The organism is Pseudomonas sp. IT-P218 (assembly GCF_949767605.1).
GTDB lineage: Bacteria > Pseudomonadota > Gammaproteobacteria > Pseudomonadales > Pseudomonadaceae > Aquipseudomonas > Aquipseudomonas putida_AE.
Map to the genome: position 1 here is coordinate 1 of NZ_CATKQQ010000003.1, position 23,642 is coordinate 23,642.

The window sequence follows — 23,642 nt, forward strand, 5'->3', positions numbered from 1 at the left end:
TCTATGATTGAACCCCATGACCACCTCCGCTCCGATCCGCCAACCCTGCCCGCCCGGTGCCTGCGACTGCGGGCGTGACCCGCTGCTGGAAACACCCGGCGCGGACCTGCGCATCCTGTTTTTGACCCGCACCGAAGAAAAACGCCTGGTCGACCGCCTGGAAAACCTGCAAAGCCTCCAGGACCTCGAGCACCTGCAACGGCGGATGTTCGAGCAGTTGGGCATCCGCGTGGACATCGTGCCCAGCTTCAACGAAGTGCGGACCATGCGTGGCATCGGCATCCAGGTCGGCGAACTGCCGGGGCTGTGCCGCAAGACCCGCGCCTCGATCCCGGCCGCGATTCGTCGCGCCATGGAAAAACGCCCGGAAATCGCCTACGACCTGCTCAACGCCAACGACCTGTTGCGCGATAGCTGACACCCCGAACAAGATCGACGGTCGTACGTGAAGTGCGCGGCGCTGCTATGCCTTCTCAAGGGAGCAAGCGTTTCAGGCCAGGCAGGATGACCCTGGCAAGGCAAACGTGACCGTGGTCCCGGCGCCAACCCGGTGCGCGCAGACACACAGGTGCCAATCCCTGGAAGGAGGTGGCAGATGTTATTCATCGTCAGCTGGAAAATCAGTACGGCCAATCGCAACAGTACGATCGAACGCTTTCTCAAGACCGGCGGCGCGCCACCGGACGGCGTCAAGATGCTCGGGCGCTGGCACGCCGTCGGCGGCGCGGCCGGTTTTGGCATTGCAGAGGCCAACGACGCGGTACCGATCCAGCAGTGGGTACTGCAATGGAGCGACCTGATGACCATGAAGGTCCAGGCGGCACTGACCGACGAACAGGTGGCGCCTCTACTGGCAGCCACTGCCGGCAGGTAAGGGCATCTAGGCGGCGAGGCAATCTCGCCGCCTTGACTCGGGGAGGCTGGAGCTGGCGGTTTAACTTACCCAATGACTGGATTTTTCAGCATAAATACCTACGCTCTTTCGCGAGTGATCCAAAATCCTGGGGCCGTCACGGGACTTCTTCCAGGGGATTAACGCCAGTACATCATGGTCATTTGCGCAGGTGATCCCATGCAGGTAAAAACATCCGCCCTGCCCGCCGTCACCCTGTTAGCACTGTGCTGCCAGCAGGCCCACGCCGGCGGCATCATGCTTTACGAAATCGGCACCGATAACGCAGGCCTGGCCAACGCCGGTGCCGCTGCCCGAGCCCAGGGTCCCTCGACGATCGCCAGCAATCCGGCGGGCATGAGCTATCTGCCGGGCACGCAAATCACCGGTGGCTTGCAGGTGCTCTACGGTAACCTGGAGTTCAATCGCGACGGCGACACCAATGTCCCGGGCAGTGGCAGTGGCAACGCCCTCGATCCGATTCCCGGCGGCAGCTTCTTCATCACCCATGAACTGGACGACCACTGGAGCATCGGCTTTGGCCAGTACGCCGACTTTGGCCTGGCGGTCAATTACGACAACGATTGGTCCGGGCGCTACTTCTCGCAGAACGCCAGCCTCGGCGGTCTGTCTCTGGTGCCGAGCGTGGCTTACCGGTTCAACGAGCAATGGTCGGTAGGCGTCGGCGTCAAGGCCATGTACGGCATGCTGCAGGCCCAGACCGCCATCGACCGCTCGCCATTCGGCTTCACCGATCGCGGCGACGGCCAGTTCAAGTACAAGGACGAGGATTGGGGTTTTGGCGCGAACGTGGGGGTGATCTACGCCCCGCAAACCGGCACGCGAATTGGCCTGACCTACACCAGCAAGGTCGATCTGGACTTCGAAGACGGGCTGGACATCAAAGGCAATGGCCCGGCATTGGACAGGCTCAATGGCCTGAACACCCAGCTCGATCTGACGGTGCCACAAACCGTGACCCTGAGCCTTTTCCAGCAACTGGATCGGCAGTGGGCCCTGCTCGCCTCGGTCAACTGGCAGGACTGGTCGGAGTTCGGCGAGGTCGGCGTGCAGGTCGACACCACGTCCATCGATGCGCGCTCGACTACAATCGATGCCAACTACAAGGACACCTGGCAACTGGCGCTCGGCGCGCAGTACCAGGCCACGCCGCAACTGCTGTGGAACGTCGGCGTGGCATACGACAGCAGTCCCGTTTCGGACAGCGACCGCACGTTGACCGTGCCAATGGCCGAATCCTGGCGCATTGCCACAGGAGCCACCTATGCTGTGAACAAGGACACCGACGTCAACGTCAGTTGGGCCATGGTCTATCTTGGGGATATGCCGGTAGACCAGACCAAATCCACGTCGGGCAATCGAGTTTCCGGTCAGTTCGACACTGCCTGGATTTCGGCCCTGACCGGCAACATGACCTGGCGTTTCTGATAGTTAAAAAAAAAACGATTTTAACCAAGGAGTAAACAGCACTATGAACCTGACCCGCAAATTGCTTGTCGGCACTGCCCTGGCCGGGCTCATGCTCGGCGGTTGTACGTCGAAAGTCACCGAGAAGGAGCAGTACTCCGGCTACCTGTCCACCTACAACAACCTGCAGGAAGTCGAGACGCCCAGCGGCGGTACAGCGATGCGTTGGGTGAGTCCGTCATTCAACCCGAATGCCTATGACACCGTGGCCTTCACCCGTCTGGAAATGTACCCGGCGCCCAAGCCCAATGAGCGGGTCAACCAGCAGACGCTGAGCGAAATCCAGAACTACATGACCAACAAGGCCAAGACCACGCTGGGGCAGAAGTACCGGGTCGTTTCCAGCCCGGCCGCCGCGCCGGCCGGTTCGAAGACCCTGGTCATGCGTGCAGCGATCACCGGGGTCAGTGCCTCTCCCGAAGGCATGCACTGGTATGAAGTGGTGCCTATCGCAGCGGTCGTGGGCGGTGTGTCCGCAGCGACCGGTATCCGTGATGAAAACACCGAATTGTATATAGAGGCCGAGTTCATCGACGCCAAGAACAATCAGTCCGTAGGCCGGGTCGTGCGCAAGGTCTTTGGCACCACGCTGGAAAATGACAAACAGAAAATCACCGCCCAGGATTTCAAGACGGCGATCGACAAGTTGGGTAGCGACTTCCAGGCGTTCATCAACAAATAACCCGCGGCCTTTGTAGGAGCTGCCGCAGGCTGCGATCTTTTGATTTTGATTTTGATTTTTAAGATCAAGATCAAAAGATCGCAGCCTGCGGCAGCTCCTACAGGGGTGTACAGGGGTATCAGTTTTTTTTCATCCCCACCCGCCGGCGCATCTCCGCAGTAATCGTCTGCCGGGTTTTCTTCAGGTCCGCCCAAGGCTCATCGCCCACTTCGGCCAGGCGTTCATGCGCGTTGTGAATGTTCCACTGGTTGCCGCCCTTGAGCTCTTCCACCTCTTCACGAAAGATCGGCATCGACACCGGCAACCCTTCGCGGGTACGCACGGCGTAGGCGCAGATGGTGGTCGCGCCCAACCCGTTGCGCAGGTAATCGATGAAGATCCGCCCCACCCGGTTCTTCGGCCCCGACACCGCGGAAAAACGCTCCGGCAGCATTTTGGCCATGTGGCTGACAATCGCATGGCTGAAGTCCTTGACCTCATCCCAGCCGAGCTTGCGGGTCAGTGGCACCACCAGGTGAATGCCCTTGCCGCCGCTGGTCTTGAGGAACGCCTTGAGCCCCAGTTCATCGAGCACCGTCAGGGTCAACTGGGTGGCCTCGACCATGCGTTTCCACGGCAGCGCCGGGTCCGGGTCGAGGTCGAGGACGAAGCGGTCTGGTTTGTCGAGGTGGTCCGAGGTGGCGTTCCAGGTGTGGAGCTCGACGGTGCTCATCTGCACCGCGCCGATCAAGGCTTCGGCGTTGTTGATGACCATCATCGGCTGGCCTGTGAGTTTCTGGTCGAGGGTGGTGATGCCGGGGATGGCCAGGCGCTCGGCGTTTTTCTGGAAAAACAGTTCGCCGCCGATGCCATCCGGCGCCCGCACCAACGCCACGGGGCGATCCTTGAGCTGCGGCAGAATCCACTCGGCGACGCTGGCGTAATACTCCGCCAGTTGCACTTTGGTCGCGCCACTGCTGGCGTCGATGACCCGGTCCGGGTGGGTGATGCGCACCTTGCCCTGGTCAAGGCCGATCTGCGACGGCGCGGGTTCGGCTTTCTTCTTCGCGGCGGATGCCTTGTCGGGGGAAGGCTTGGCGGCGGCAGTTTTTTTCCCAGGGGCAGTTTTCACGGCAGTTGGACGCTCCTCGGTGATGTCTTTGGCAGGTTTGTCGTTACGCAGGCCATGGAACACCGCATGGCGCACCGAACCGTCCTTGGTCATTTCGGCAAAGGCCACTTCCGCCAGCAGGCTGGGTTTGAGCCAGTGCACGGCCTTGAACTCGGCACCGCTGGACGGGTTGACCACAGCGGGTTTCTTTGTCTTCAGGGGTTTGAGTTGTTCATGGATGCTGTTGAGGGTCGCCTCGGTAAACCCGGTGCCGACCTTGCCGGCGTAGCGCAACTCACCGCTGTCCTTGTCATGCAACCCCAGGAGCAGTGCACCGAAGGCACTGCGTGAACCTTTGGGGTCGGTGAAGCCGACGATGACGAATTCCTGCCGATGCTTGCACTTGAGCTTGACCCAGTCACTGCTGCGCCTTGAGACATAGGGTGAACCCAGGCGTTTGCCGATCAGGCCTTCCATTTGCATCTGGCAGGCGCTGTTGAGCAAGGCCTCCGGGTCTTCACCGAAGGACTCGGAGAAGCGCAACAACGGGTCCTTGCTGGTCTTGAGCACCGTCGAAAGCGCAGCCCGGCGTTCCTCGACGGGCACCTCGCGCAGGTCCACGCCATTGAGATAGGGCATATCGAACAGGTAGTAGAGAATGTTGCCACTGCGCCCGGCCTCAAAGGCGTTTTGCAAGGCCTGGAAGTCCGGCACGCCCTGCTCGTCGGCCACCACCATTTCGCCGTCGAGCCAGGCCGATTCCAGGCCCAGGCCGGCCAGCGCCTTGGCCTGGCCGGGCAGTTTGTGGGTCCAGTCGTGGCCGTTGCGGGTTAAGAGCTTGACCTCGTCGTGGTCGATGCGCGCCATGATCCGGTAGCCGTCGAACTTGACCTCATAACTCCACTGGCCACCCGGGGCCTTTTCCACCAGCGTCGCCAGTTCCGGTTTGATCTGGTCCGGCAGCTTGGCCTTGTGTGCGCCGGTCAGGGGTGCGGATTTTTCCTTGCGCGGCTCTTTATGCTTTGGCGCAGCGGGCTGCTTGACGGCCTTGGGTTTGGCCGCCTTGGGTGTTTTGGCAATGAGGGTCCGTTCGCTGAGCACGCTGTCGGGCTCGGCGGCCACCACGTCGTAATCGCTTTGCGGCCGGGCGGCACCGTCCTGATGCTTGATCAGGAACCACTGCTCCTGCTTGCCCGGCATGTGCGTGCGCACCAGGTTCCACAATCCGGCGAGCTTCTCGCCTTGCAGTTCGAACTTGAGCCGGCCCTTGGCGTAGGCCTTGGCCGGATCCTCCTGGGGAATCCACACGCCTCGGTCCCAGACGATGACATCACCGGCACCGTAGTGGCCTTCGGGGATGCTACCTTCAAAGGTAGCGTAATCCAGCGGATGGTCTTCGACATGCACCGCCAGGCGCTTGACCTTGGGGTCCAGCGACGGTCCCTTGGGCACCGCCCAGCTTTTGAGCGTACCGTCGAGCTCCAGCCTGAAGTCGTAATGCAGCCGGGTTGCATCGTGCTTCTGGATGCAGAAAAGCAGCGCATGGGCCTTGCCCTTTCGACCGCGAGACCTGGAAACACCGGAAGGCTCGGGGCTTTTGTCGAAGTCCCGCATGTCGTTGTATTTTTCGAGCGGCTTGTCCATGGCGCCTCCGCCGGGTTCATGACTTGAGTCAAACCGTTATTGTCATAAGACCCCGGATGAGTGCGCGAAGGTTCAGTCCTTTTTCGCTGGAGATTTGCCATGTTGGCAGTCACGCTGATCAATACGCTGGTGGTCATCATCACCGTGGTGATCCATTACGAATGTTTGCTGCGCATGAATGACTGGCTGCCACGGCTCAAGTTGTGGAGCCGCTTCAGAATTGTCGTCGGGGTATTCGGCGCCCTCCTGGCCCACGCGATAGAGGTCTGGTGCTTTGCCCTGGTCTATTACCTGATGGTGCATTCCGGCAAATGGGGCAGCCTGACAGGCAACTTCGACGGCTCGCTGATGGACTGCGTCTACTTCTCCTTCACCACGTACACGACGATCGGCTTCGGCGATATTTCGCCTGTCGGCGACCTCAAGTACTTGACCGGTCTGCAAGCCCTTACCGGGCTGGTGCTCATCTCATGGACCGCGTCCTTTCTGTTCCTGGAAATGCAGAAGTACTGGAAGGGCAAATAAGCCTACAATCGGCAGGTGCCGTCTCATCTGCGGAGAGTAATCATGCGCACGGTCCATGTCCTCCAGGCCCCACCGGCATCGGTCAATGTCGTGGGCGAAACGATCACTGTCCTGGCCGGCGGCGATCTGAGCAAACCCTTTGAAATGCATATCCAGGAAGGCGTGCAAGGTGGCGGCCCGCCCCCGCACTTTCACCCGTGGGACGAGGCGTTCTATGTGGTGGAGGGGCAGGTCGAAGTGACCGTCGAAGGCACATCCAGCATCGTCTCGGCCGGGGGCTATGTGCACATTCCTGCGGGGTCGATCCATGCCTACAAGAACGTCAGCCCCACCGCGAAGATGATCGGCGTGGTATCCGATCCCCGGGGCGGGCAGTTTTTCACGGCGATGGATCAGTTCAAGGTACCCGAGGACCTGCCGCGGATATTCGAGGTGGCCGAGCGCTTTGGCGTGACGTTCCTGGTGCCAAACCCCCCGAATTCGTGATCGTCGCCCCTGTAGGAGCTGCCGAAGGCTGCGATCTTTTGATTTTAAAGAATCAAGATCAAAAGATCGCAGCCTTCGGCAGCTCCTACAGGGTTCTCGTCAGGCGGTACCGTGGGCCTGCTGTTCCAGATGCACTTGCAGATCCGGCTCGATGCCCAGTGCCGCTGCCAGTTCATCCAGGTAACTACGTTCGGCATCCTGCTGATCATCCACCAGCATCACGCTGGCCAGGTACATCTCCGCAGCCATGCCGGAATCCGTTGCCGACTGTGCCACTTCGCAAGGGTCAAGCGGTTTGGCGACTTCGTCATCCAGCCATTGCTGAAGCTCTGGGTCGTCGGTGTGACGGCCGATTTCCTTGCTGATCATCAGCGTTTCGGCCTCGTCGATCCGGCCATCGGCCTTGGCCGCCGCTATCAATGCCCGCAGGATCGCATGGCTGTGTTCCTCGACTTCCGGCCCGGCCAGCATGTCCACCGTGCGCATCGCCTGTTGCGGCGCCTGCTGTTGCTGCGTGGCCTGGCTGCGTTGCCAGGCCTGGTAAGCCTGGAAGGCCATCATCCCCAGTGAGGCCAGCGCTGCATAATTGGCACCACCCCCGGAGCGCGATTGCGGCGCACCGCCCATTCGCGAGCCTCCAGCCAGCAAGCCGCCGAGCAACCCGCCCAGGCCGCCCATGCCGCCTGCCCCGGCGCTGCTGGCGCCACCACCGCCCAACAGGCCGCCGAGCAGTCCGCCCAGGTCACCCAGGCCACCTTGAGCCGACGCCCCACCGCCGCCCTGTTGCGCCCTCGAGCCCTGGCCGGCCCGCAGTAATTGTTCGAGCAGATCGCTGGTGTTCATGACGACGTCCTCATCGAAGGGAGTGATCCAGTCAGACAACGATAGCCTTCGCGGGTGAATGTGCTACCACCGTCTGGCTGACACAGCGCCGTTTTATCCGCAGTGTTTTCTTGTGGCGCAGCTAAGATTCATAGGGGGTGAACCTTATTCCCGGATACCCGGTCGATACCTGCAACCCCACCCGGTTTGCCGCCGCCCGCCAGAAGAGGGCGATGACTGGCTTGCTGCACTTTCTGGAGAGCGCCCCCGTGATATCAACCCTACACATCGCCAGGCTCAAAGCCTGGGGTGCCCATGGTTTTACCGCTACCGGCGTGGTCACCGCCTTCCTCGCCACCCTCGCCCTGCTCGAAAACCAGCCGACCCGTTGCCTGCTATGGCTGGGCGTGGCCCTGATCGTCGATGGCCTGGACGGCGCACTGGCGCGCAAGGTCAATGTGCAGACGGTACTGCCGAGTTTCGACGGCTCGATTCTCGACCTGGTGATCGATTACCTGACCTACGTGTTCATCCCGGCACTGTTCATCTATCGCTATATCCCGCTGCCGGACTACACGCTGCTGCTGACCGTGTCGCTGATCCTGGTGTCGTCGCTGTTCTGCTTCTGCAACGTCAATATGAAAAGCAAGGATAACTACTTCCAGGGCTTCCCCGCGGCGTGGAACGTGGTTGCCCTGTGCCTGTACATCATTGCGCCGTCGCCCTGGATCACCTTCCTCACCGTGATCGGCCTGGCGCTGTTGACGCTGACCCGCATGAAATTCCTGCATCCGTTCCGGGTGCGCCGCTTCATGCCGATCAACATTGCCGTGACCGCGATCTGGCTGCTGTGCAGCCTGTCCCTGGTGATCAACCACCCGGTGATCAATCCCCTGGTCATGGGGCTTTGGCTGCTGATGTCGGCGTATTTTCTGGGGATCTGTTTCTGGCGCACGGCGCTTGAGTGGTTCGGCGAGTCGCGGCTCAAATAACGCCATGCCTATCCATATCGTACGACTCGGCTCCCCGCGCAAACCGGGGCGGAGGTTGTCCACGTAGCTCACGACCGTACCCGATTTACTGTAGGAGCTGGCTTGTCGGGTCGCCGCATCGCAGCGAAGGCGTCCTGCCAGACGACCCATCTACCGCGGCCGTACCCGATCTACTGTGTGCGAGCCTGCTCGCGATGGAGATCAACGATGACGCGGGCCCCCTGATACACCGCGGTGCTCTCAGGTTTTTCGCGAGCAACCGAGCGTCGACCGGCTGCTCCTACAGGGGGCCCGTCGCCATCGGCCATCCATGGCCGAGAGGGCTCAACGTATCGTAATCACCACCTCAAGGTATTCACTGGGCACCACCATCGACTTGTCCCCCGCCCGATTCAATCGGTTGAGCAGCTCGGTCAGGTCGTCTTCCAGGGCCTTGGCGCCATCGGGGGGCAGTGCCGCGAAGGCCTTGTGGATCGGACCGTACCAGCTGCGGAAGGTGTCGATGAAATGCTCGGCCGAGCGATAGCGGAAGTTGAAGGTCCGGCGAGTGACCTGCAGCAGGAAGTCGTGCTCGTCGAAGTGCTTGCGCAGCCAGGCTTCGGTACCCCACAGCGACGGCGGTTGCGCGCCGGGTGGTGGCGGCATGTGCTGCCCCAGGGTCTTGAAAATCTGGCCGACGAAACCTTCCGGCGTCCAGTTGGCCAGGCCGATCCGCCCTCCCGGGCGACACACCCGCGCCAGCTCCGCGGCGGCCTTGGCCTGGTCGGGGGCAAACATCACGCCGAAGGTTGAAAGCACGGCGTCGAAACTGCCATCGGCGAAAGGCAGCGCCTCGGCGTCAGCCACCTGGAAGGTCACGTTCAGGCGTTCCGCACGGGCGCGGTCTTCGCCGCGTTCGAGCAGTGCGGCGACATAGTCGGTGGACGTAACCCGGCAACCGCGACGCGCAGCGGCCAGGGTCGCATTGCCGTTGCCGGCGGCGACGTCCAGCACCTGCTCATCGCACAGCAGGTCGCAGGCCTCGGCCAGTTGCTCGCCGACGATCTGCAGGGTGGTGCCGATCACGGCGTAGTCGCCACTGGCCCACGCGGCCATTTGACGGGTTTTCAAGGCAGCAAGATCAATAGGTGTACTCATGGAGACAATCTCTGGTTTGGAACAGGATCGGGCGCACGCTCACTCAGCCGTGGTCGGATCGATGATGTTCATGACCTGGGAAATGCGATTGGCCGGGAAGCCGCCCTGCCTGGCGTGCTCCCTGATGAGCTCTTCGTTAGGCGCGATGTACACGCAATAGAGCTTGTCGCCCGTGACATAACTCTGCAGCCATTGCACCTCTGGCAACTCGCGCAACACCCTGCAGGATTTTTGCGAGACGGCTTTCAAATCCCTTTCTGACAGTGCTCCGGCGCCTGGAATCTCGCGTTCAATGACGAACTTGGGCATGGCAACCTCACTTTATTGTTATTGATGACAGGACCCGGTGGCCCTGTGTGCGAACTATCTCTCTGCCGCTGACTGGCGTCCTGTCCGATCGTCGGCCAACACTGCCCGATCGTCCGGAGAATTCACGTTAAGCCGTGACGCGTTCACAATCGGAAACCCCCACACGGGAAAAACGCCCATGGACGCCCTGTCACAGACCCTGCGTGTCGTCCGCCTGGTCGGCGCGATCTTCATCAACGCCAGGTTCACCGCGCCCTGGTGCTATCAGTCGCCCAGCGCAGACACGGCGGCGCCGTTCCTGGAGCCTGGCGCCGAACGGGTGGTGATCTTTCACCTCATCACCGAGGGCGAGTGCTACGTCGAACTGGGGGATGATCCACCGCTGCTGCTCAACCCCGGCGACGTGGTGATATTCCCCCAGGGGCACGCCCATCGCATGAGTTCGCGCCCCGGGTTGACGCCCGCCAGCGGTGCGCGGCTCGACGAGGTACTGGCGCGGCGCCCGCGGCAGTTGAGTTATGGCGGTGGCGGCGCGGTGACGCGCCTGGTGTGCGGCTACCTGGCCTGCGACACGCGTCTGGCCGGCATGTTGCTGGCAGGGCTGCCGCCCGTGGTCAGGGTCAATGTGCGTGGCTCGAACGCCGGCATCTGGCTGGAATCTTCGGTGCGTTATGCCTTGGCCGAAGCGCGCTCGCCAAGGCCTGGCGGCGAAGGCGTGCTGGCGAAACTGGCCGAGGTACTGTTCATCGAAGTGCTGCGCCTGTACATGCACGAACACGGCGAGGGTCGTACCGGTTGGCTGGCCGGCGTGAGCGACCGGATCGTCGGTGCGGCCCTCAACGCCCTGCACAAGAAACCCTGCCACGCCTGGACCCTGGATGAACTGGCGCGCACGGCCGGCACCTCGAGATCGGTCCTGGCAGAACGCTTTGCGCAACTGGTGGGGGTTTCGCCGATGCAGTACCTGACGCAATGGCGCATGTTGCTGGCCGCCAACCTGTTACGCAGCAGTAACAGTTCGTTGATACGCATCGCCGAAGAGGTGGGTTACCAGACCGACACGGCGTTCAGTCGGGCCTTCCGTCGTGAGTATGGTGCGCCGCCAGCCGCGTGGCGGCGCAGTCAGGAGAAACGCACAATGGCCCACGGTGAGGTGAGCCATTGATGCGGTCCTTTGATCTCAAGCCGCTGGAGCAGCGGCCTTCGCCTCTTCCAGCAACTGCTGGATCACCTTCTCCTGAGTCTCATAGCTGCCCTCGCCAAAGTGGGTATAACGCACCTGCCCCTTGGCATCGATCAGGTAGTGAGCCGGCCAGTACTGGTTGTCGAAGTTGCGCCAGATCGCATAGTTGTTGTCGATCGCGACCGGGTAGGTGATGCCGTATTCCTTCACCTTGTCCTTGACGTTGTCGATGATGCGCTCGAACCCGTACTCGGGGGTGTGTACGCCGATCACCACCAGGCCGTCCTTCTCGTACTTCTTCGCCCAGTCCTTGACGTACGGCAGGGTGTGCTTGCAGTTGATGCAGTCGAAGGTCCAGAAGTCCACCAGCACCACTTTGCCCTTGAGCGATTCGTTGGTCAGCGCTGGCGAGTTGATCCACTCCACCGCACCGGTCAGGGACGGCATGGCGCCCTGGGCGTTGTCCATGGACTCGGCCTTGACCTTGCTGACGAAGTAATCGACGACCTTCGGCACGTTTTCCAGCAAGCCTTTCTCGACACTGCTGACCCCTTGCGACGAGGTATTGGCCAGCAGTACATCGTTGGTGCCGGTGGCAATCACCGCCGCCCCGGCCAACACCGCCACACCGGCCCCCCGACGCAACCAGCCAGTGACCGGGATCGACGGCTTCAGGCGATTGACCAGGCCACGACCGGCGAAGATCAAGGTGCCCAGGGACAATGCGCTACCCAGGCCGTAGGCCACCAGCAACAGACTGGTCCCGGCGTTGGCGCCTTGCAGCATGGCGCTGGTCAGAATCACCCCGAGGATCGGCCCGGCGCACGGCGCCCAGAGCAGCCCGGTCGCCACGCCGATCATCACCGAACTCAGCGGGCCGGACATCTTGCGGCTGTTGGGGTCGATGCGATTACCCAGGGCAACGAACGGACGCGCCAACCAGTCGCCGACCCGTGCGGAAATCAGCGACAGGGCGAACAGCACCATCACGATCAGGGCCACATGGCGCCCGGTGTTGCTGGCTTGGATCACCCATTCACTGCTGACCACGGCCAGGCTGGAGATCAGGGCAAACGTCAGGACCATGCCGCCGAGGGTCAGCATGATCGACGAGCGCGTACGGTCGGCACCGGCGAACAGGAAGGGTACGACCGGGAGGATACAGGGGCTGAGGACGGTCAATATGCCGCCCAGGAAAGCGATGAGTAACATGGGGGTCACCATTGAAAATTTTGGGTGGCATGGACCGCCCCCTGTAGGAGCTGGCTTGCCAGCGAAAGCGGTCTAACGGCCACAACCCGGGTTGTATGGGCTACCGCCTTCGCTGGCAAGCCAGCTCCTACAGGGGATCGGCGTGGTATTCGGAAATCAGGCCGTCTGGCCATCCAGCAACTTGCCTTGCGGTGTACGGCTGGAACCGTTCTCGGCGAGTAAGGCATCACCGCCCTTCTCGGCCACCGGCTTCAGCTGAAAGCAGGTGCTGCTGCCACAAGCGTTCTGTTCTACAGCGGCGTTGGCATGGGCCGCGGCGCCGGCAACGGAGAAAGCAAAAGCGGTCAAAAAGCGGGTAACGTTGTTCATGATGTTCTTCCTGGCGTGAGTGGAATGCGCTAAGCGTGATCGCTGGACTCAGTTGTCCGAGCTGCAGTTGTCAGCCAATTTGCGGTAGTCCAGGACCTGGGTCTTGCTCTGGGAATCCAGGTAGGTCAGCTGTGCATTCACCACGCCGCAGGAGGGCGAGGCATCCTGTTTCAACGACACCACTTTCTTGATGTCCAGGTGCGTGCCGTAGCTGTAGCTCATCGGGGTCACATCCGCTTCGGCGCGGGCCGACAAGGTGCAGATGTTCAGGGCGGCAAACAGGCAAGCGGCGTAGATGGCTTTGGTGTTCATGGTGGTTTCCTCAAGGTTCGACAGGTAGATCGTTGGTTGGGTAGAGGCGCTGTGGTCTGCCTCGATGGAACCTATTAGAAGCCCGCGAGGTATCCCGCATGTGTCGGGAACCGGCGCGGGTAAATCGGAAAGTATCTGGACCGGGCCGGGATACAGAGGGATACAAAACCCCGGGAAATGCCTGTTTTTGCGTCGGTGTGTATCCACCCACAGGCCAGATACACTGCAATACAAAGGGCGACGGGCGAGCGGGCCAAGGCTCGATAGACTGTGCGACATCCCCCACTGACAGAGGCAAATCCATGGAGCACGTCGATCACATTCTCATCGTTGACGATGACCGCGAGATACGAGAGTTGGTGGGCAACTACCTGAAGAAAAATGGCCTGCGCACCACAGTCGTGGCCGATGGCCGGCAGATGCGCAGCTTCCTCGAATCCACGCCGGTGGACCTGATCGTGCTGGACATCATGATGCCCGGCGACGATGGCCTGATGCTCTGCCGCGAGCTGCGCACGGGCAAACACAAGGCCACCCCGGTATTGATGCTCACCGCGCGCAACGATGAAACCGACCGCATCATCGGCCTGGAAATGGGTGCCGACGACTACCTGGTCAAGCCCTTCGCCGCCCGCGAACTGTTGGCCCGGATTAACGCCGTGCTGCGCCGCACACGCATGCTGCCACCGAACCTGGTGGTGACCGAATCCAGCCGCCTGCTGGCCTTCGGTCGTTGGCGCCTGGACACTTCCGCCCGACACCTGCTCGATGGCGACGGCACCATGGTCGCCCTCAGCGGCGCCGAGTACCGGTTGCTGCGGGTGTTCCTCGATCACCCGCAACGAGTGCTCAATCGCGACCAGTTGCTCAACCTGACCCAGGGCCGCGACGCCGACCTGTTCGATCGCTCCATCGACCTGCTGGTCAGTCGCCTGCGCCAGCGCCTGCTGGACGATGCCCGCGAACCGGCCTACATCAAGACCGTGCGCAGCGAGGGCTATGTGTTTTCCCTGCCGGTGGAAATCGTCGGTGCGCCAGCATGAACCGCACGCTTCGCTGGCCCCGCACCCTGGCGTCAAGGCTGTCGCTGATCTTCCTGGTCGGCCTGATCCTCGCCCAGGCGCTGTCCTTCGGTGCGCAGTACTACGAGCGCTATGAAATCTCGAAAAACACCATGCTCGGCAACCTGGAAACCGACGTCTCGACCTCCATCGCCATCCTCGATCGCCTGCCGGCCGAAGAACGCGCCAGTTGGCTGCAACAACTGGACCGGCGCAATTATCGCTATCTGTTGAGTGAAGGCTCGCCCGGTACCTCCATGGACACGGACATGCCCGAAGCACCGATTGCCATGACCTCGATCAAGAATTCCATCGGCAAGGACTACCCGATGACCTTCACCGATATTCCCGGGCCGGTGAAACATTTCCAGGTGCACCTGAAACTGGCGGACGGTAGCCCGCTGACCATCGACGTGCGGCCTTCGATGGTGCCGCTGTCGCCCTGGCTGCCCTTCATGCTGCTCGGGCAACTGGCGCTGATGATTGCCTGCACCTGGCTGGCCGTGCGAATCGCCATCCGCCCCCTGACCCGCCTCGCCGAAGCCGTGGACAGCCTCGACCCCAACACCCACCCGGTGCTGCTGGACGAAAAAGGCCCGACCGAAGTGGCCCACGCCGCCAAGGCCTTCAACGCCATGCAGGCGCGCATCGCCGCCTACCTGAAGGAACGCATGCAACTGCTGGCGGCGATCTCCCATGACCTGCAAACGCCGATCACGCGGATGAAACTGCGCGCCGAATTCATGGACGACTCGGTGGAGAAAGACAAGCTGTGGAACGACCTCGGCGAGATGGAACACCTGGTGCGCGAAGGCGTGGCGTATGCCCGCAGCGTCCATGGCGCCACTGAAGAAAGCCGGCGCACCGACCTGGACTCGTTCCTCGACAGCCTGGTGTTCGATTATCAGGACATGGGCAAGCAAGTGCAGCTGAGCGGCAAAAGCACCACCGTCATCGACACCCGCCCCCACGCCTTGCGGCGAGTGCTGGTGAACCTGACGGACAACGCCCTCAAGTTCGCCGGAGCAGCGGAACTGCTGGTGGAAAAGCAAACCGATGGCAGCGTGTCGGTGAAGGTCATGGACCGCGGCCCGGGGATTGCCGAAGCGGAACTGAGCCAGGTCATGCAACCGTTCTACCGCGTGGAAAATTCGCGTAACCGCAGCACGGGTGGCACCGGGTTGGGACTGGCGATTGCGCAGCAGCTGGCGTTGGCGATCGGGGGATCGTTGACATTGAGCAATCGTGAGGGTGGTGGGTTGTGTGCGGAGCTGAAATTGCGCGGGTGATACTGTTGATCGTTCCCACGCATGTGGGAACGATCCATGTTCGTTCAAGCAATGACGCCCTCCCCCTGCATCTGCCGCAACAACCCCAGACCGCTTTCAATAAACTCCACAGACTCCGTCATCCCCGCCTCCGCCGCCAACCCCTGCAGATGTGCACGTCCGGTCTGCCCGGGAAATTCCTCGATGCGCTGCAACAAACGAAACGCCAACGGGCTCAACTCGGAAAACTTCACGCTAAAATCCAGGTCCCGGCGCACCAGCAACAGCGTCGGCTGATCCGGCGGTGTATCAGGCTGATAATCCGGCCCGACCAGGTGCACTGGCCAGGCATACGCCAAGGGCCAGGCCAATGGCGAAACCTGTAAAGGTCGATCCAGCAAGCCATCGGCATCGCCGCCGGACAAAGGTTCGGCCTCGGATTGTTGCAGGGCCATTTCCACCCATTCGTAATGCGCCAGCTCGACCATGAACGGCGGCCAGGGTCCATCGATCAACGCCTCAGGCCCGGAAGCCAGAAACTCGAGAAACTCCTCGGCGATTTCACCGAATTTCGGAGTATGGGCGCGGTAGTCGCGCAGGAAGATTCGCACCAATGTCCGCCAGTGCTCATCACCGAGAATCTTCACCAGTACCGGAAAGGTGCCGCTGATCAACGACGACAGGTTGGCGAACACCAGGTCGCGATACACCCCGGCCCGCGCCGGGTCCATTTCCGCCGGCGGCGCGTAGCGCTCGGGATCGCGCAAGTACAGGCCCATGCTGTTTTGCTGGTCGTGCAGCGTGCGCTTAGCCACGGTTCACCTCCTCGGTCTGCAAGCGGCGAATGGTCTGCAACTCGACAACCAGCTCGGAAAACGCCGGAAAGTTGAAATCCCTTTCCAGCAAGGTCGGTTGCGCGCCGAATCGGCCGTAGGCGTCGGCCAGCAGCGACCAAACCGCGGGTTTGACCGAGGCGCCATGGGTGTCGATTTTCAGGGTATCGGACTCATCGAAGTGCCCGGCGATGTGCATGGCCACCACCCGGTTCGCGTCGATCCCGGCCAGGAAGGTACGCGGATCGAACCCGTGGTTGATCGAGTTGACGTACACGTTGTTGACGTCCAGCAACAGGTCGCAATCGGCTTCGCGCAGCACGGCGTTGGTGAACGTCACCTCGTCCATGTCCTGCTGCGGGGCGGCGTAGTAAGAGACGTTTTCCACCGCCAGGCGACGGCCGAGAATGTCCTGGGCCTGGCGGATGCGCGCGGCGACGTGATGCACCGCTTCTTCGGTGAAGGGCAATGGCAACAGGTCATACAGGTGGCCGTCATCGCTGCAGTAACTGAGGTGCTCGCTGTACAGGGGCACCTGGTGGTGATCGAGGAAGACCCGCACCTCCCGCAGGAATTCGACGTCCAGTGGCGAGGGGCCGCCCAGGGACAGGGACAAGCCATGACAGGACAACGGATAGCGCTCGGCCAGGGTCCGCAGCGCCGCGCCGTGGGCGCCGCCGATGCCGATCCAGTTCTCCGGTGCGACTTCGAGAAAGTCGAAATGGCCGGCCGGGGCGGCCAGCAGGTCCTTGATCAAGCCGCGACGCAGGCCGAGCCCGGCGCTGGCCCTGGTTGATGTGATGGAGGTATGCATGATGTCGATTCCAAGGTTGTCAGAACGTCATCACAGTTAATCGAAGGGATGTATCGGGTCTGTGTGGCGTGCTGACAGAAAACCGCAAAGCGTGTATCGGCAGCGGGTCTGTATACACTCTGATACAGACCCGCTGCCCGGCTTTACGCCAGGTCGTATTTCTCGCGCACCAGATCACCGATGCCCATGGAGTCGAGCACGTCCATCGGGCACAGGAAGGTCACGCGCACGGTACCGGGCAGGCGACTGATGTCGATGGAGCCGGTGATGGTGGCGCGATTGAGCACTTCGTCATAGGGCAGGCCGGTGACCGCGGCGGCGCGGGTCAAGCCGTTCTCCACCGCCAGGTTGAGGTTCTCGCCGCTGCCGATGAAGGTGATCGGGCCGCTCTGTTCGATCTCGTGCTGCCCCCAACGCTCGCCCAGCTCACGGACTTTCGCGCGCTGTCCGGCATTCATCGGCCGCGCCATCGGTGGCAGGTCATCGAGGTTTTGCAGGAGGATCGGCCCTTCCAGCGTCAGGTTTTTCACCACTTGCACCACCACCTCGGTTTCCCCGGAGCAATCGGTGGCGTGGCCAGCGATCTCGCCGTTGCCTTGCTGCGCATGCATGTCACCCATGTACACCCCGGCCCCCGGCACTTTCACCGGGCAGATCAGCACACAGCCTTCGCGGATCGAATTGGTGTCCATGTGGCCGTCGGTCTTGGCCGCGTGCAACTCCTCGCGGCTCATGCCGAAACGGTGCGGGGCGTTGATCAGGTACTGGCCGAAGTCGGCGCAGTTGTGCGAGTCGGGAATATCCCGGGACGGCAGGGTGCCGATGTTGCCGAGGAACGGGCGCATGTGCGCGGCGACGCCGGGGATGTCGGCGCGGGCCAGGGACAGGATCGAATGCTGCGCGGCGAACTCCGGCAGCGCCGACATCTCGGAGGCCTTGCCGGCCAGTTGATTGGCGATGTCCTGGTTGACCGTCAGGCTGACCTGATTCTGCGCGTCGAACACAATCACATAGCCGTGGCTGAAGCGAAAGGCGCTGACCTCGGCGCCGCAGTGGTTACAGCGGATCGCGTCCTCGCCAATGCCTTCGACATGGCTGGCCGGATGCTCGGTGCCGCACTTGGAGCAGAATTTGGCGACGAACGGATCGCCGTTGTAGCGCCCCTCGACGAAGCTCATGACCCCGGACGAAGTGGCCAGCGACGTGACGCGCATGCTTTTGATGGTGATCGCCACGGCATCGCCGATCTGCGCCCCGGCGATGGCCACCGGCTGCGTCACTTCATGGCCGCCCTCGAAAGCTGGCGTGATCATCGGCCCCCAGCAACCTGGCGGCGTCCCGGTGATCAGCGTGCCGCCGTCGGCCAGCGGGCCGAGCATCGGCTGGCTCGGGCCGATGATACCGTTGGTGTAGCGATCGACCCGCAGGCGATTGACCGGCGTGGCGTTGAGAGTGGGTTGAGGCACAAGCGTTGTCATGGTGATCCTCTACGGTGTCAGGCGCGAATAGTCCTCACAGTTCAGCGCAGGTTTGTATCTGGTCTGTGTTCGGCAATAAGCAGCAATAGAGCGGGACTGTATCGAGGGGCCAGTTAGATACAGTGGGATACACACACAGGCACTGCTGACCAATACCCTGTAGGAGCTGGCTTGCCAGCGAAGAGGCCGGCAGATCCAGCCTATTTGTAGACTGACACACCGCTATCGCGAGCAAGCCCGCTCCCACAGGGGGTCGGTATCGGTCAGGGGACTTTCGTCGCTCCAGGCCACTCTGCACGGTATGCAAACTAAACTTAATGCACACAGGAGCTGCTCAGCGTCCTGTTCATTCCCACGACCACCGCCCGGACAGACAAAGCCTCCGGACCGTGATCCTTGCAAAGGAGCACACGTGATGGACGAGGCCAGACTCAACGATTTCATGGGCAAACTGGTGGGCGACATGGGCGGCGCGGCGATGCTGGCCAACGTCATCCTCGGCGAAGAACTCGGCCTGTACCGGGCCATGGCCGACAGCCAGCCGATCAGCCCCCAAGCGCTCGCCGACAAGACCGGCTGCAACCCCCGCCTGGTGCGCGAATGGCTGAGCGCCCACGCCGCCTCCGGCTACATGGAACACCGCGACGGCCAGTTCCGCCTGCCCGAAGAGCAAGCCCTGGCGCTGGCCATCGAAGACTCTCCGGTCTACATCGCCGGTGGCATCGGTGTGGTTGCATCGTTTTTCCATGACAAGGACAAACTGGTCAAGGCCATGCGCGGCGACGGCGCCCTGGCGTGGGGCGATCACCATCCGTGCATGTTCAGCGGCACCGAACGCTTCTTCCGGCCCGGCTACAAGGCGCACCTGATCGCCGAATGGTTGCCGGCCCTGGACGGCGTGGTGGCCAAGCTGGAGGAAGGCGCCAAGGTCGCCGACATCGGCTGCGGCCATGGCGCGTCGACGGTGATCATGGCCCAGGCGTACCCGAACTCGCGGTTCGTCGGCTTCGACTACCACGCGCCGTCCGTCACGGTCGCCACCCAGCGCGCCGAAGAAGGTGGCGTGTCCAGCCGCGCGCAGTTCTTCCAGGGCACGGCCAAGAACTACCCCGGCGACGACTATGACCTGGTCTGCTATTTCGACTGCCTGCACGACATGGGCGACCCGGTGGGCGCGGCCAAACACGCCTACGAGTCGTTGAAGCCGGACGGCACGGTATTGCTGGTGGAACCTTTCGCCAACGACTCGCTGGACGACAACATCACCCCGGTCGGCCGGCTGTTCTACGCCGCCTCGACCTTCATCTGCACGCCCAACTCGCTGTCCCAGGAAGTCGGCCTCGGCCTCGGCGCCCAGGCAGGCGAGGCGCGGTTGCGCAAGGTGTTCAGCGAGGCGGGGTTCTCGAGTTTCCGCCGGGCCACGGAAACGCCGTTCAACCTGATCCTTGAAGCACGCAAGTAACCCGCCCGCACCCTGTAGGAGCTGCCGCAGGCTGCGATCTTTTGATTTTGATGTTAAAAAGCAAGATCAAAAGATCGCAGCCTGCGGCAGCTCCTACATTCGTTCGTCCCTGGCCCCCGGAGTGTTGAAGATGCTCGACCACCAGATCCACGAACAACTCGATCGCCTCCAGCACCTGATGGCCGACGAGCCGTTCGCGGTCCTGACCGGCGCCGGCATCAGCACGCCGTCGGGCATTCCCGACTATCGCGACAACCAGGGCGTGCGGCGCGGCCGCCAGCCGATGATGTACCAGGAATTTCTCTCGGCGCCCGAATCCCGGCGGCGTTACTGGGCGCGAGCGATGCTGGGCTGGCCGCGGGTGCGTCAGGCACAACCGAACGTGGCCCACGACACCCTCGCCCGCTTGCAGAGCACCCGGTGGATCAGCGGCTTGATCACCCAGAACGTCGATACCCTGCACGACCAGGCCGGCAGCCATGACGTGATCGAACTGCATGGCAGCCTGCACCGGGTGCTGTGCCTGGACTGCGGAAAACGCAGTGAGCGCGATTCGATCCAGCACCTGATGGAAACGCAAAATCCTTATCTGGCCGGCGTTGACGCGGTGCAGGCCCCGGACGGCGATACCCTGCTGGATGCAGCCTTCGAAGCACGCTTCCAGGTCCCGCATTGCCCGCATTGCGCGGGAGAGAGGATGAAACCGGACGTGGTGTTCTTTGGCGAGAACGTCGCACAGGCAACTGCGGCAAAAGCGATGGCCACGGTGGAAAAGGCGGCCGGGTTGCTCGTGGTTGGCTCGTCGCTGATGGCGTACTCGGCGTTTCGCCTGTGCCGGGCGGTGGTGGACCAGGGCAAGCCGCTGCTGGCGATCAACCTGGGCAAGACCCGGGCGGACGGGATTCTGGATATGAAAATAGAAATGTCCTGCGAACAGCTTTTACCGTTACTGGCACAACGCCTAAACACCTGACACAACCCAATCCCTCTGTGGGAGCCAGCCTGCTGGCGATGAGGCCGACACATTCAACATCTCCCGCGCCTGATACACCGCCATCGCCAGCAGGCTGGCTCCCACAGGGGGGACTTGTGATCAGCTCATGAAAACTCGCTCGCCGAGGTTTTCTTCTTTGAGCACATCAAACAACGCCTGCGCCGCCGCCGACAACTCCCCGCCCGGCAACGTCAGTACCCCAAGCGCCCGTTCCACCACCGGATCACGCAAGGTGATGCAGCGCGCCCCCAGTTCACGCATCTGCCCGGCGCACAGTGCCGGAACGGCGCTCACGCCCAGCCCGCTGGCAACCATCCGCCCCACCGTAGCCAGTTGATGGCTTTCGAACTCCACCGGCAACTTCATGCCCCGGGCTTGCAAGTGTTCCTCCAGCATCACTCGCACCGTCGACGGTCGCTGCAAGGTGATGAACGGTTCCTTGAGCAAGGTCGGCCAGTCGACTACCTCCAGTTCGACCAACGGCGAATCAGCGGGCACCACCGCCACGAAGCGATCGATGTACAACGGCGTGAATTGCAGCGACGAGCTCTGGGTCGGCTCGAACGCCACGCCCAGTTCCACCTGGCGGTCACGGACCATTTCCAGCACTTGCTCGTTGATCACGTCGTTGACCGTGACGTTGACTTTTGGATACCGCGCGCGGAAGGTCTTGAGGATCGGCGGCAGCAGGTTGCCGGCGAACGATGGCATGGCCGCCAGGGTCACGCGCCCGCGCTGCAGGGTGAAACGCTGGCGCAGATCATCCTCGGCATTGTCCCAATCGGCGATCAGGCGGCGCGCCAGCGGCACCAGGGCTTCGCCTTCGGCAGTCAACGCCACATTGCGTGTGTTGCGAGTGAACAGGCGCCCGCCCAGGCTTTCTTCCAGGGCCTTGATGGTCAGGCTCAGGGCCGATTGCGACAGGTGCAGGCGCTCGCAGGCCACCGCGAAACTCAGGCTCTGGGCCACGGCCAGGAAGGCGCGGATCTGCTTGATGGTCATGGTCGCTTTGCTCCAGTTGTAAGCTGCAAGCTTCAAGCGGCAAGATTGAAGCAGCGGTTTAATGAGCTTTATCAATCAATCAAGCCAAAAAAACAACTTAACAAATGAATCTCGTGCGGCGACACTCAATCCCATTCGGCTAGCCAGCCGCCCACAAAGAATAAAAGAGGTGCATATGGCAGGTTTCGACAAGCGCGTGAGTTCCTACGAGGAAGCCCTGGCCGGTCTTGAAGACGGCATGACCGTGATCGCTGGCGGCTTCGGCCTGTGCGGTATCCCGGAAAACCTGATCAACGAGATCAAGCGCAAGGGCACCCGCGACCTCACCGTGGTTTCCAACAACTGCGGCGTCGACGGTTTCGGCCTCGGCGTTCTGCTGACCGACCGCCAGATCAGCAAAGTGGTGGCCTCCTACGTCGGCGAAAACAAGCTGTTCGAAGAGCAACTGCTCAAGGGCGAAATCGAAGTCGTGCTGACTCCGCAAGGCACCCTCGCCGAAAAAATGCGCGCAGGCGGCGCCGGCATCCCGGCCTTCTTCACCGCCACCGGCGTTGGCACCCCGGTTGCCGATGGCAAGGAAGTGCGCGAATTCCATGGCCGCAAGTACCTGATGGAAGAATCCATCACCGGCGACTTCGCCATCGTCAAAGGCTGGAAAGCCGACCATTTCGGTAACGTGATCTATCGCCACACCGCCCAGAACTTCAACCCGCTGGCCGCCACCGCCGGCAAGATCACCGTGGTCGAAGTCGAAGAAATCGTCGAACCCGGCGAGCTGGACCCGGCGCAGATCCACACCCCTGGCATCTACGTCGACCGGATCATCTGCGGCACGTTCGAGAAGCGCATCGAACAGCGCACCGTACGCAAGTGATCCCCTGCCCCCGGACCGAATGAAGGAATAACAACAATGGCACTTTCCCGCGAACAAATGGCTCAACGCGTCGCCCGCGAAATGCAGGACGGCTTCTACGTGAACCTGGGCATCGGCATTCCGACCCTGGTCGCCAACTACATCCCCGAAGGCATGGAAGTCATGCTGCAGTCGGAAAACGGCCTGCTGGGCATGGGTCCGTTCCCGACCGAAGAAACCATCGATGCCGACATGATCAACGCCGGCAAACAGACCGTGACCGCCCGTACCGGCGCGTCGATCTTTTCCTCGGCCGAGTCCTTCGCGATGATCCGCGGTGGCCATGTCGACCTCACCGTGCTGGGCGCCTTTGAAGTCGACGTGCAAGGCAACATCGCCTCGTGGATGATCCCCGGCAAACTGGTCAAGGGCATGGGCGGCGCCATGGACCTGGTGGCCGGTGCAGACAACATCATCGTCATCATGACTCACGCCTCCAAGGACGGTGAGTCCAAGCTGCTGGACCACTGCAGCCTGCCGCTGACCGGTGCCGGTTGCATCAAGCGCGTACTGACCGACCTGGCTTACCTGGAAATCGAAAACGGTGCGTTCATTTTGAAAGAGCGTGCACCGGGTGTCAGCGTCGAGGAAATCGTCGCCAAAACCGCTGGTAAACTGATCGTGCCGGAACACGTTCCAGAAATGCAGTTCGCCGACCAGTGAGGAATCATTCC

25 protein-coding genes are annotated in these 23,642 nt (G+C 62.0%); 14 read left to right on the forward strand and 11 right to left on the reverse strand.

Going from position 1 to position 23,642, the window contains the following annotated elements:
• Positions 1-16 precede the first annotated feature (16 nt).
• From ACM6I6_RS01945 to ACM6I6_RS01960, 4 genes are all read left to right on the forward strand, one after another.
• Positions 17-418 (forward strand): hypothetical protein, encoded by a 402-nt coding sequence (locus ACM6I6_RS01945; protein ID WP_414919283.1) that lies wholly within the window; start codon positions 17-19, stop codon positions 416-418.
• A 177-nt stretch (positions 419-595) separates the two neighbouring features.
• Positions 596-874 (forward strand): DUF3303 domain-containing protein, encoded by a 279-nt coding sequence (locus ACM6I6_RS01950; RefSeq protein ID WP_274076923.1) that lies wholly within the window; start codon positions 596-598, stop codon positions 872-874.
• A 198-nt stretch (positions 875-1,072) separates the two neighbouring features.
• Positions 1,073-2,341 (forward strand): OmpP1/FadL family transporter, encoded by a 1,269-nt coding sequence (locus ACM6I6_RS01955; RefSeq protein WP_274076922.1) that lies wholly within the window; start codon positions 1,073-1,075, stop codon positions 2,339-2,341.
• Between the two features lie 43 nt (positions 2,342-2,384).
• Positions 2,385-3,062, forward strand: a complete 678-nt coding sequence (locus ACM6I6_RS01960; protein WP_274076921.1) for a DUF3313 domain-containing protein — start codon at positions 2,385-2,387, stop codon at positions 3,060-3,062.
• 118 nt (positions 3,063-3,180) lie between these two features.
• Here the strand turns inward: ACM6I6_RS01960 and ligD are convergent, their stop codons facing one another.
• Complete coding sequence (gene ligD / locus ACM6I6_RS01965; protein WP_414919284.1) at positions 3,181-5,796, reverse strand: DNA ligase D; 2,616 nt, start codon at positions 5,794-5,796, stop codon at positions 3,181-3,183.
• 99 nt (positions 5,797-5,895) lie between these two features.
• On the opposite strand from ligD, the gene ACM6I6_RS01970 reads away from it, so the two are divergent.
• Positions 5,896-6,321 (forward strand): potassium channel family protein, encoded by a 426-nt coding sequence (locus ACM6I6_RS01970; protein WP_274076918.1) that lies wholly within the window; start codon positions 5,896-5,898, stop codon positions 6,319-6,321.
• Between the two features lie 42 nt (positions 6,322-6,363).
• On the forward strand, positions 6,364-6,807 hold the full coding sequence (locus ACM6I6_RS01975; protein ID WP_414919285.1) for a cupin domain-containing protein: 444 nt from the start codon (positions 6,364-6,366) through the stop codon (positions 6,805-6,807).
• A 99-nt stretch (positions 6,808-6,906) separates the two neighbouring features.
• Here ACM6I6_RS01975 and ACM6I6_RS01980 read toward each other — a convergent pair whose 3' ends face one another.
• A complete protein-coding gene (locus ACM6I6_RS01980; protein ID WP_323607971.1) occupies positions 6,907-7,650 on the reverse strand; it encodes a tellurite resistance TerB family protein in 744 nt (247 codons plus the stop codon).
• 248 nt (positions 7,651-7,898) lie between these two features.
• Here ACM6I6_RS01980 and pcsA point away from each other — a divergent pair, with 248 nt between their 5' ends.
• Positions 7,899-8,621 carry a phosphatidylcholine synthase gene (gene pcsA, locus ACM6I6_RS01985; RefSeq protein ID WP_274076913.1) on the forward strand — a complete coding sequence of 241 codons (723 nt, stop codon included), beginning with the start codon at positions 7,899-7,901 and terminating at the stop codon, positions 8,619-8,621.
• Between the two features lie 324 nt (positions 8,622-8,945).
• Here pcsA and ACM6I6_RS01990 read toward each other — a convergent pair whose 3' ends face one another.
• Complete coding sequence (locus ACM6I6_RS01990; RefSeq protein WP_414919286.1) at positions 8,946-9,758, reverse strand: class I SAM-dependent methyltransferase; 813 nt, start codon at positions 9,756-9,758, stop codon at positions 8,946-8,948.
• 39 nt (positions 9,759-9,797) lie between these two features.
• Complete coding sequence (locus ACM6I6_RS01995) at positions 9,798-10,067, reverse strand: DUF4242 domain-containing protein (RefSeq protein WP_008063076.1); 270 nt, start codon at positions 10,065-10,067, stop codon at positions 9,798-9,800.
• A gap of 178 nt (positions 10,068-10,245) precedes the next feature.
• On the opposite strand from ACM6I6_RS01995, the gene ACM6I6_RS02000 reads away from it, so the two are divergent.
• Entirely contained in the window at positions 10,246-11,232 is a 987-nt protein-coding gene (locus ACM6I6_RS02000; RefSeq protein ID WP_274076911.1) for an AraC family transcriptional regulator, read from the forward strand.
• Positions 11,233-11,247: 15 nt separating this feature from the next.
• Here ACM6I6_RS02000 and ACM6I6_RS02005 read toward each other — a convergent pair whose 3' ends face one another.
• From ACM6I6_RS02005 to ACM6I6_RS02015, 3 genes are all read right to left on the reverse strand, one after another.
• Complete coding sequence (locus tag ACM6I6_RS02005; RefSeq protein WP_274076910.1) at positions 11,248-12,462, reverse strand: cytochrome c biogenesis protein DipZ; 1,215 nt, start codon at positions 12,460-12,462, stop codon at positions 11,248-11,250.
• Positions 12,463-12,618: 156 nt separating this feature from the next.
• Positions 12,619-12,831 carry a hypothetical protein gene (locus ACM6I6_RS02010; protein ID WP_406592304.1) on the reverse strand — a complete coding sequence of 71 codons (213 nt, stop codon included), beginning with the start codon at positions 12,829-12,831 and terminating at the stop codon, positions 12,619-12,621.
• Positions 12,832-12,879: 48 nt separating this feature from the next.
• Positions 12,880-13,143, reverse strand: a complete 264-nt coding sequence (locus tag ACM6I6_RS02015) for a DUF2790 domain-containing protein (protein ID WP_180206203.1) — start codon at positions 13,141-13,143, stop codon at positions 12,880-12,882.
• Positions 13,144-13,445: 302 nt separating this feature from the next.
• Here ACM6I6_RS02015 and ACM6I6_RS02020 point away from each other — a divergent pair, with 302 nt between their 5' ends.
• The gene (locus tag ACM6I6_RS02020) at positions 13,446-14,186 is read left to right on the forward strand and encodes a response regulator (protein WP_046816306.1); all 741 of its coding nucleotides are present in this window, start codon (positions 13,446-13,448) and stop codon (positions 14,184-14,186) included.
• A complete protein-coding gene (locus tag ACM6I6_RS02025) occupies positions 14,183-15,493 on the forward strand; it encodes an ATP-binding protein (RefSeq protein ID WP_274076907.1) in 1,311 nt (436 codons plus the stop codon). Before ACM6I6_RS02020 ends, ACM6I6_RS02025 begins: the two co-directional genes overlap by 4 nt.
• Positions 15,494-15,537: 44 nt before the next feature.
• Here ACM6I6_RS02025 and ACM6I6_RS02030 read toward each other — a convergent pair whose 3' ends face one another.
• The 3 genes from ACM6I6_RS02030 to ACM6I6_RS02040 form a co-directional block, all read right to left on the reverse strand.
• The gene (locus ACM6I6_RS02030) at positions 15,538-16,287 is read right to left on the reverse strand and encodes a DUF2063 domain-containing protein (protein ID WP_414919287.1); all 750 of its coding nucleotides are present in this window, start codon (positions 16,285-16,287) and stop codon (positions 15,538-15,540) included.
• The gene (locus ACM6I6_RS02035; RefSeq protein ID WP_274076905.1) at positions 16,280-17,119 is read right to left on the reverse strand and encodes a DUF692 domain-containing protein; all 840 of its coding nucleotides are present in this window, start codon (positions 17,117-17,119) and stop codon (positions 16,280-16,282) included. The genes ACM6I6_RS02030 and ACM6I6_RS02035 overlap by 8 nt, the downstream gene beginning before the upstream one ends.
• 143 nt (positions 17,120-17,262) lie before the next feature.
• A complete protein-coding gene (locus ACM6I6_RS02040; protein ID WP_323607978.1) occupies positions 17,263-18,597 on the reverse strand; it encodes an acetamidase/formamidase family protein in 1,335 nt (444 codons plus the stop codon).
• A gap of 415 nt (positions 18,598-19,012) precedes the next feature.
• Between ACM6I6_RS02040 and ACM6I6_RS02045 the strand changes: the two genes are divergently transcribed.
• Together ACM6I6_RS02045 and ACM6I6_RS02050 are read left to right on the forward strand one after the other, a co-directional pair.
• Entirely contained in the window at positions 19,013-20,059 is a 1,047-nt protein-coding gene (locus tag ACM6I6_RS02045; protein ID WP_274076903.1) for a class I SAM-dependent methyltransferase, read from the forward strand.
• 130 nt (positions 20,060-20,189) lie between these two features.
• Positions 20,190-21,032 carry an NAD-dependent protein deacetylase gene (locus ACM6I6_RS02050; protein ID WP_414919288.1) on the forward strand — a complete coding sequence of 281 codons (843 nt, stop codon included), beginning with the start codon at positions 20,190-20,192 and terminating at the stop codon, positions 21,030-21,032.
• A 120-nt stretch (positions 21,033-21,152) separates the two neighbouring features.
• Here ACM6I6_RS02050 and ACM6I6_RS02055 read toward each other — a convergent pair whose 3' ends face one another.
• A complete protein-coding gene (locus tag ACM6I6_RS02055) occupies positions 21,153-22,055 on the reverse strand; it encodes a LysR family transcriptional regulator (protein ID WP_274076902.1) in 903 nt (300 codons plus the stop codon).
• Between the two features lie 175 nt (positions 22,056-22,230).
• Between ACM6I6_RS02055 and ACM6I6_RS02060 the strand changes: the two genes are divergently transcribed.
• On the forward strand, positions 22,231-22,929 hold the full coding sequence (locus tag ACM6I6_RS02060; protein ID WP_274076901.1) for a CoA transferase subunit A: 699 nt from the start codon (positions 22,231-22,233) through the stop codon (positions 22,927-22,929).
• Between the two features lie 36 nt (positions 22,930-22,965).
• Positions 22,966-23,631, forward strand: coding sequence for a CoA transferase subunit B (locus tag ACM6I6_RS02065; protein ID WP_406592307.1), 666 nt, complete (start codon positions 22,966-22,968; stop codon positions 23,629-23,631).
• Positions 23,632-23,642: the final 11 nt, after the last annotated feature.

Excerpts from the sequence above, each read along its gene's own strand:
- ACM6I6_RS02025 (WP_274076907.1), top strand. The coding sequence starts at position 14,183 with ATGAACCGCACGCTTCGCTGGCCCCGCACCCTGGCGTCAAGGCTGTCG.
- ACM6I6_RS02020 (WP_046816306.1), top strand. The coding sequence starts at position 13,446 with ATGGAGCACGTCGATCACATTCTCATCGTTGACGATGACCGCGAGATA.
- ACM6I6_RS02005 (WP_274076910.1), bottom strand. The coding sequence starts at position 12,462 with ATGTTACTCATCGCTTTCCTGGGCGGCATATTGACCGTCCTCAGCCCC.
- ACM6I6_RS02015 (WP_180206203.1), bottom strand. The coding sequence starts at position 13,143 with ATGAACACCAAAGCCATCTACGCCGCTTGCCTGTTTGCCGCCCTGAAC.
- ACM6I6_RS01955 (WP_274076922.1), top strand. The coding sequence starts at position 1,073 with ATGCAGGTAAAAACATCCGCCCTGCCCGCCGTCACCCTGTTAGCACTG.
- ACM6I6_RS01990 (WP_414919286.1), bottom strand. The coding sequence starts at position 9,758 with ATGAGTACACCTATTGATCTTGCTGCCTTGAAAACCCGTCAAATGGCC.
- ACM6I6_RS02060 (WP_274076901.1), top strand. The coding sequence starts at position 22,231 with ATGGCAGGTTTCGACAAGCGCGTGAGTTCCTACGAGGAAGCCCTGGCC.
- ACM6I6_RS01970 (WP_274076918.1), top strand. The coding sequence starts at position 5,896 with ATGTTGGCAGTCACGCTGATCAATACGCTGGTGGTCATCATCACCGTG.
- ACM6I6_RS01995 (WP_008063076.1), bottom strand. The coding sequence starts at position 10,067 with ATGCCCAAGTTCGTCATTGAACGCGAGATTCCAGGCGCCGGAGCACTG.
- ACM6I6_RS02010 (WP_406592304.1), bottom strand. The coding sequence starts at position 12,831 with ATGAACAACGTTACCCGCTTTTTGACCGCTTTTGCTTTCTCCGTTGCC.
- ACM6I6_RS01975 (WP_414919285.1), top strand. The coding sequence starts at position 6,364 with ATGCGCACGGTCCATGTCCTCCAGGCCCCACCGGCATCGGTCAATGTC.
- ligD (WP_414919284.1), bottom strand. The coding sequence starts at position 5,796 with ATGGACAAGCCGCTCGAAAAATACAACGACATGCGGGACTTCGACAAA.
- ACM6I6_RS01980 (WP_323607971.1), bottom strand. The coding sequence starts at position 7,650 with ATGAACACCAGCGATCTGCTCGAACAATTACTGCGGGCCGGCCAGGGC.
- ACM6I6_RS02050 (WP_414919288.1), top strand. The coding sequence starts at position 20,190 with ATGCTCGACCACCAGATCCACGAACAACTCGATCGCCTCCAGCACCTG.
- ACM6I6_RS02040 (WP_323607978.1), bottom strand. The coding sequence starts at position 18,597 with ATGACAACGCTTGTGCCTCAACCCACTCTCAACGCCACGCCGGTCAAT.
- ACM6I6_RS01950 (WP_274076923.1), top strand. The coding sequence starts at position 596 with ATGTTATTCATCGTCAGCTGGAAAATCAGTACGGCCAATCGCAACAGT.
- ACM6I6_RS01945 (WP_414919283.1), top strand. The coding sequence starts at position 17 with ATGACCACCTCCGCTCCGATCCGCCAACCCTGCCCGCCCGGTGCCTGC.
- ACM6I6_RS02000 (WP_274076911.1), top strand. The coding sequence starts at position 10,246 with ATGGACGCCCTGTCACAGACCCTGCGTGTCGTCCGCCTGGTCGGCGCG.
- ACM6I6_RS02045 (WP_274076903.1), top strand. The coding sequence starts at position 19,013 with ATGGACGAGGCCAGACTCAACGATTTCATGGGCAAACTGGTGGGCGAC.
- ACM6I6_RS02065 (WP_406592307.1), top strand. The coding sequence starts at position 22,966 with ATGGCACTTTCCCGCGAACAAATGGCTCAACGCGTCGCCCGCGAAATG.
- ACM6I6_RS02035 (WP_274076905.1), bottom strand. The coding sequence starts at position 17,119 with ATGCATACCTCCATCACATCAACCAGGGCCAGCGCCGGGCTCGGCCTG.
- ACM6I6_RS02055 (WP_274076902.1), bottom strand. The coding sequence starts at position 22,055 with ATGACCATCAAGCAGATCCGCGCCTTCCTGGCCGTGGCCCAGAGCCTG.
- ACM6I6_RS01960 (WP_274076921.1), top strand. The coding sequence starts at position 2,385 with ATGAACCTGACCCGCAAATTGCTTGTCGGCACTGCCCTGGCCGGGCTC.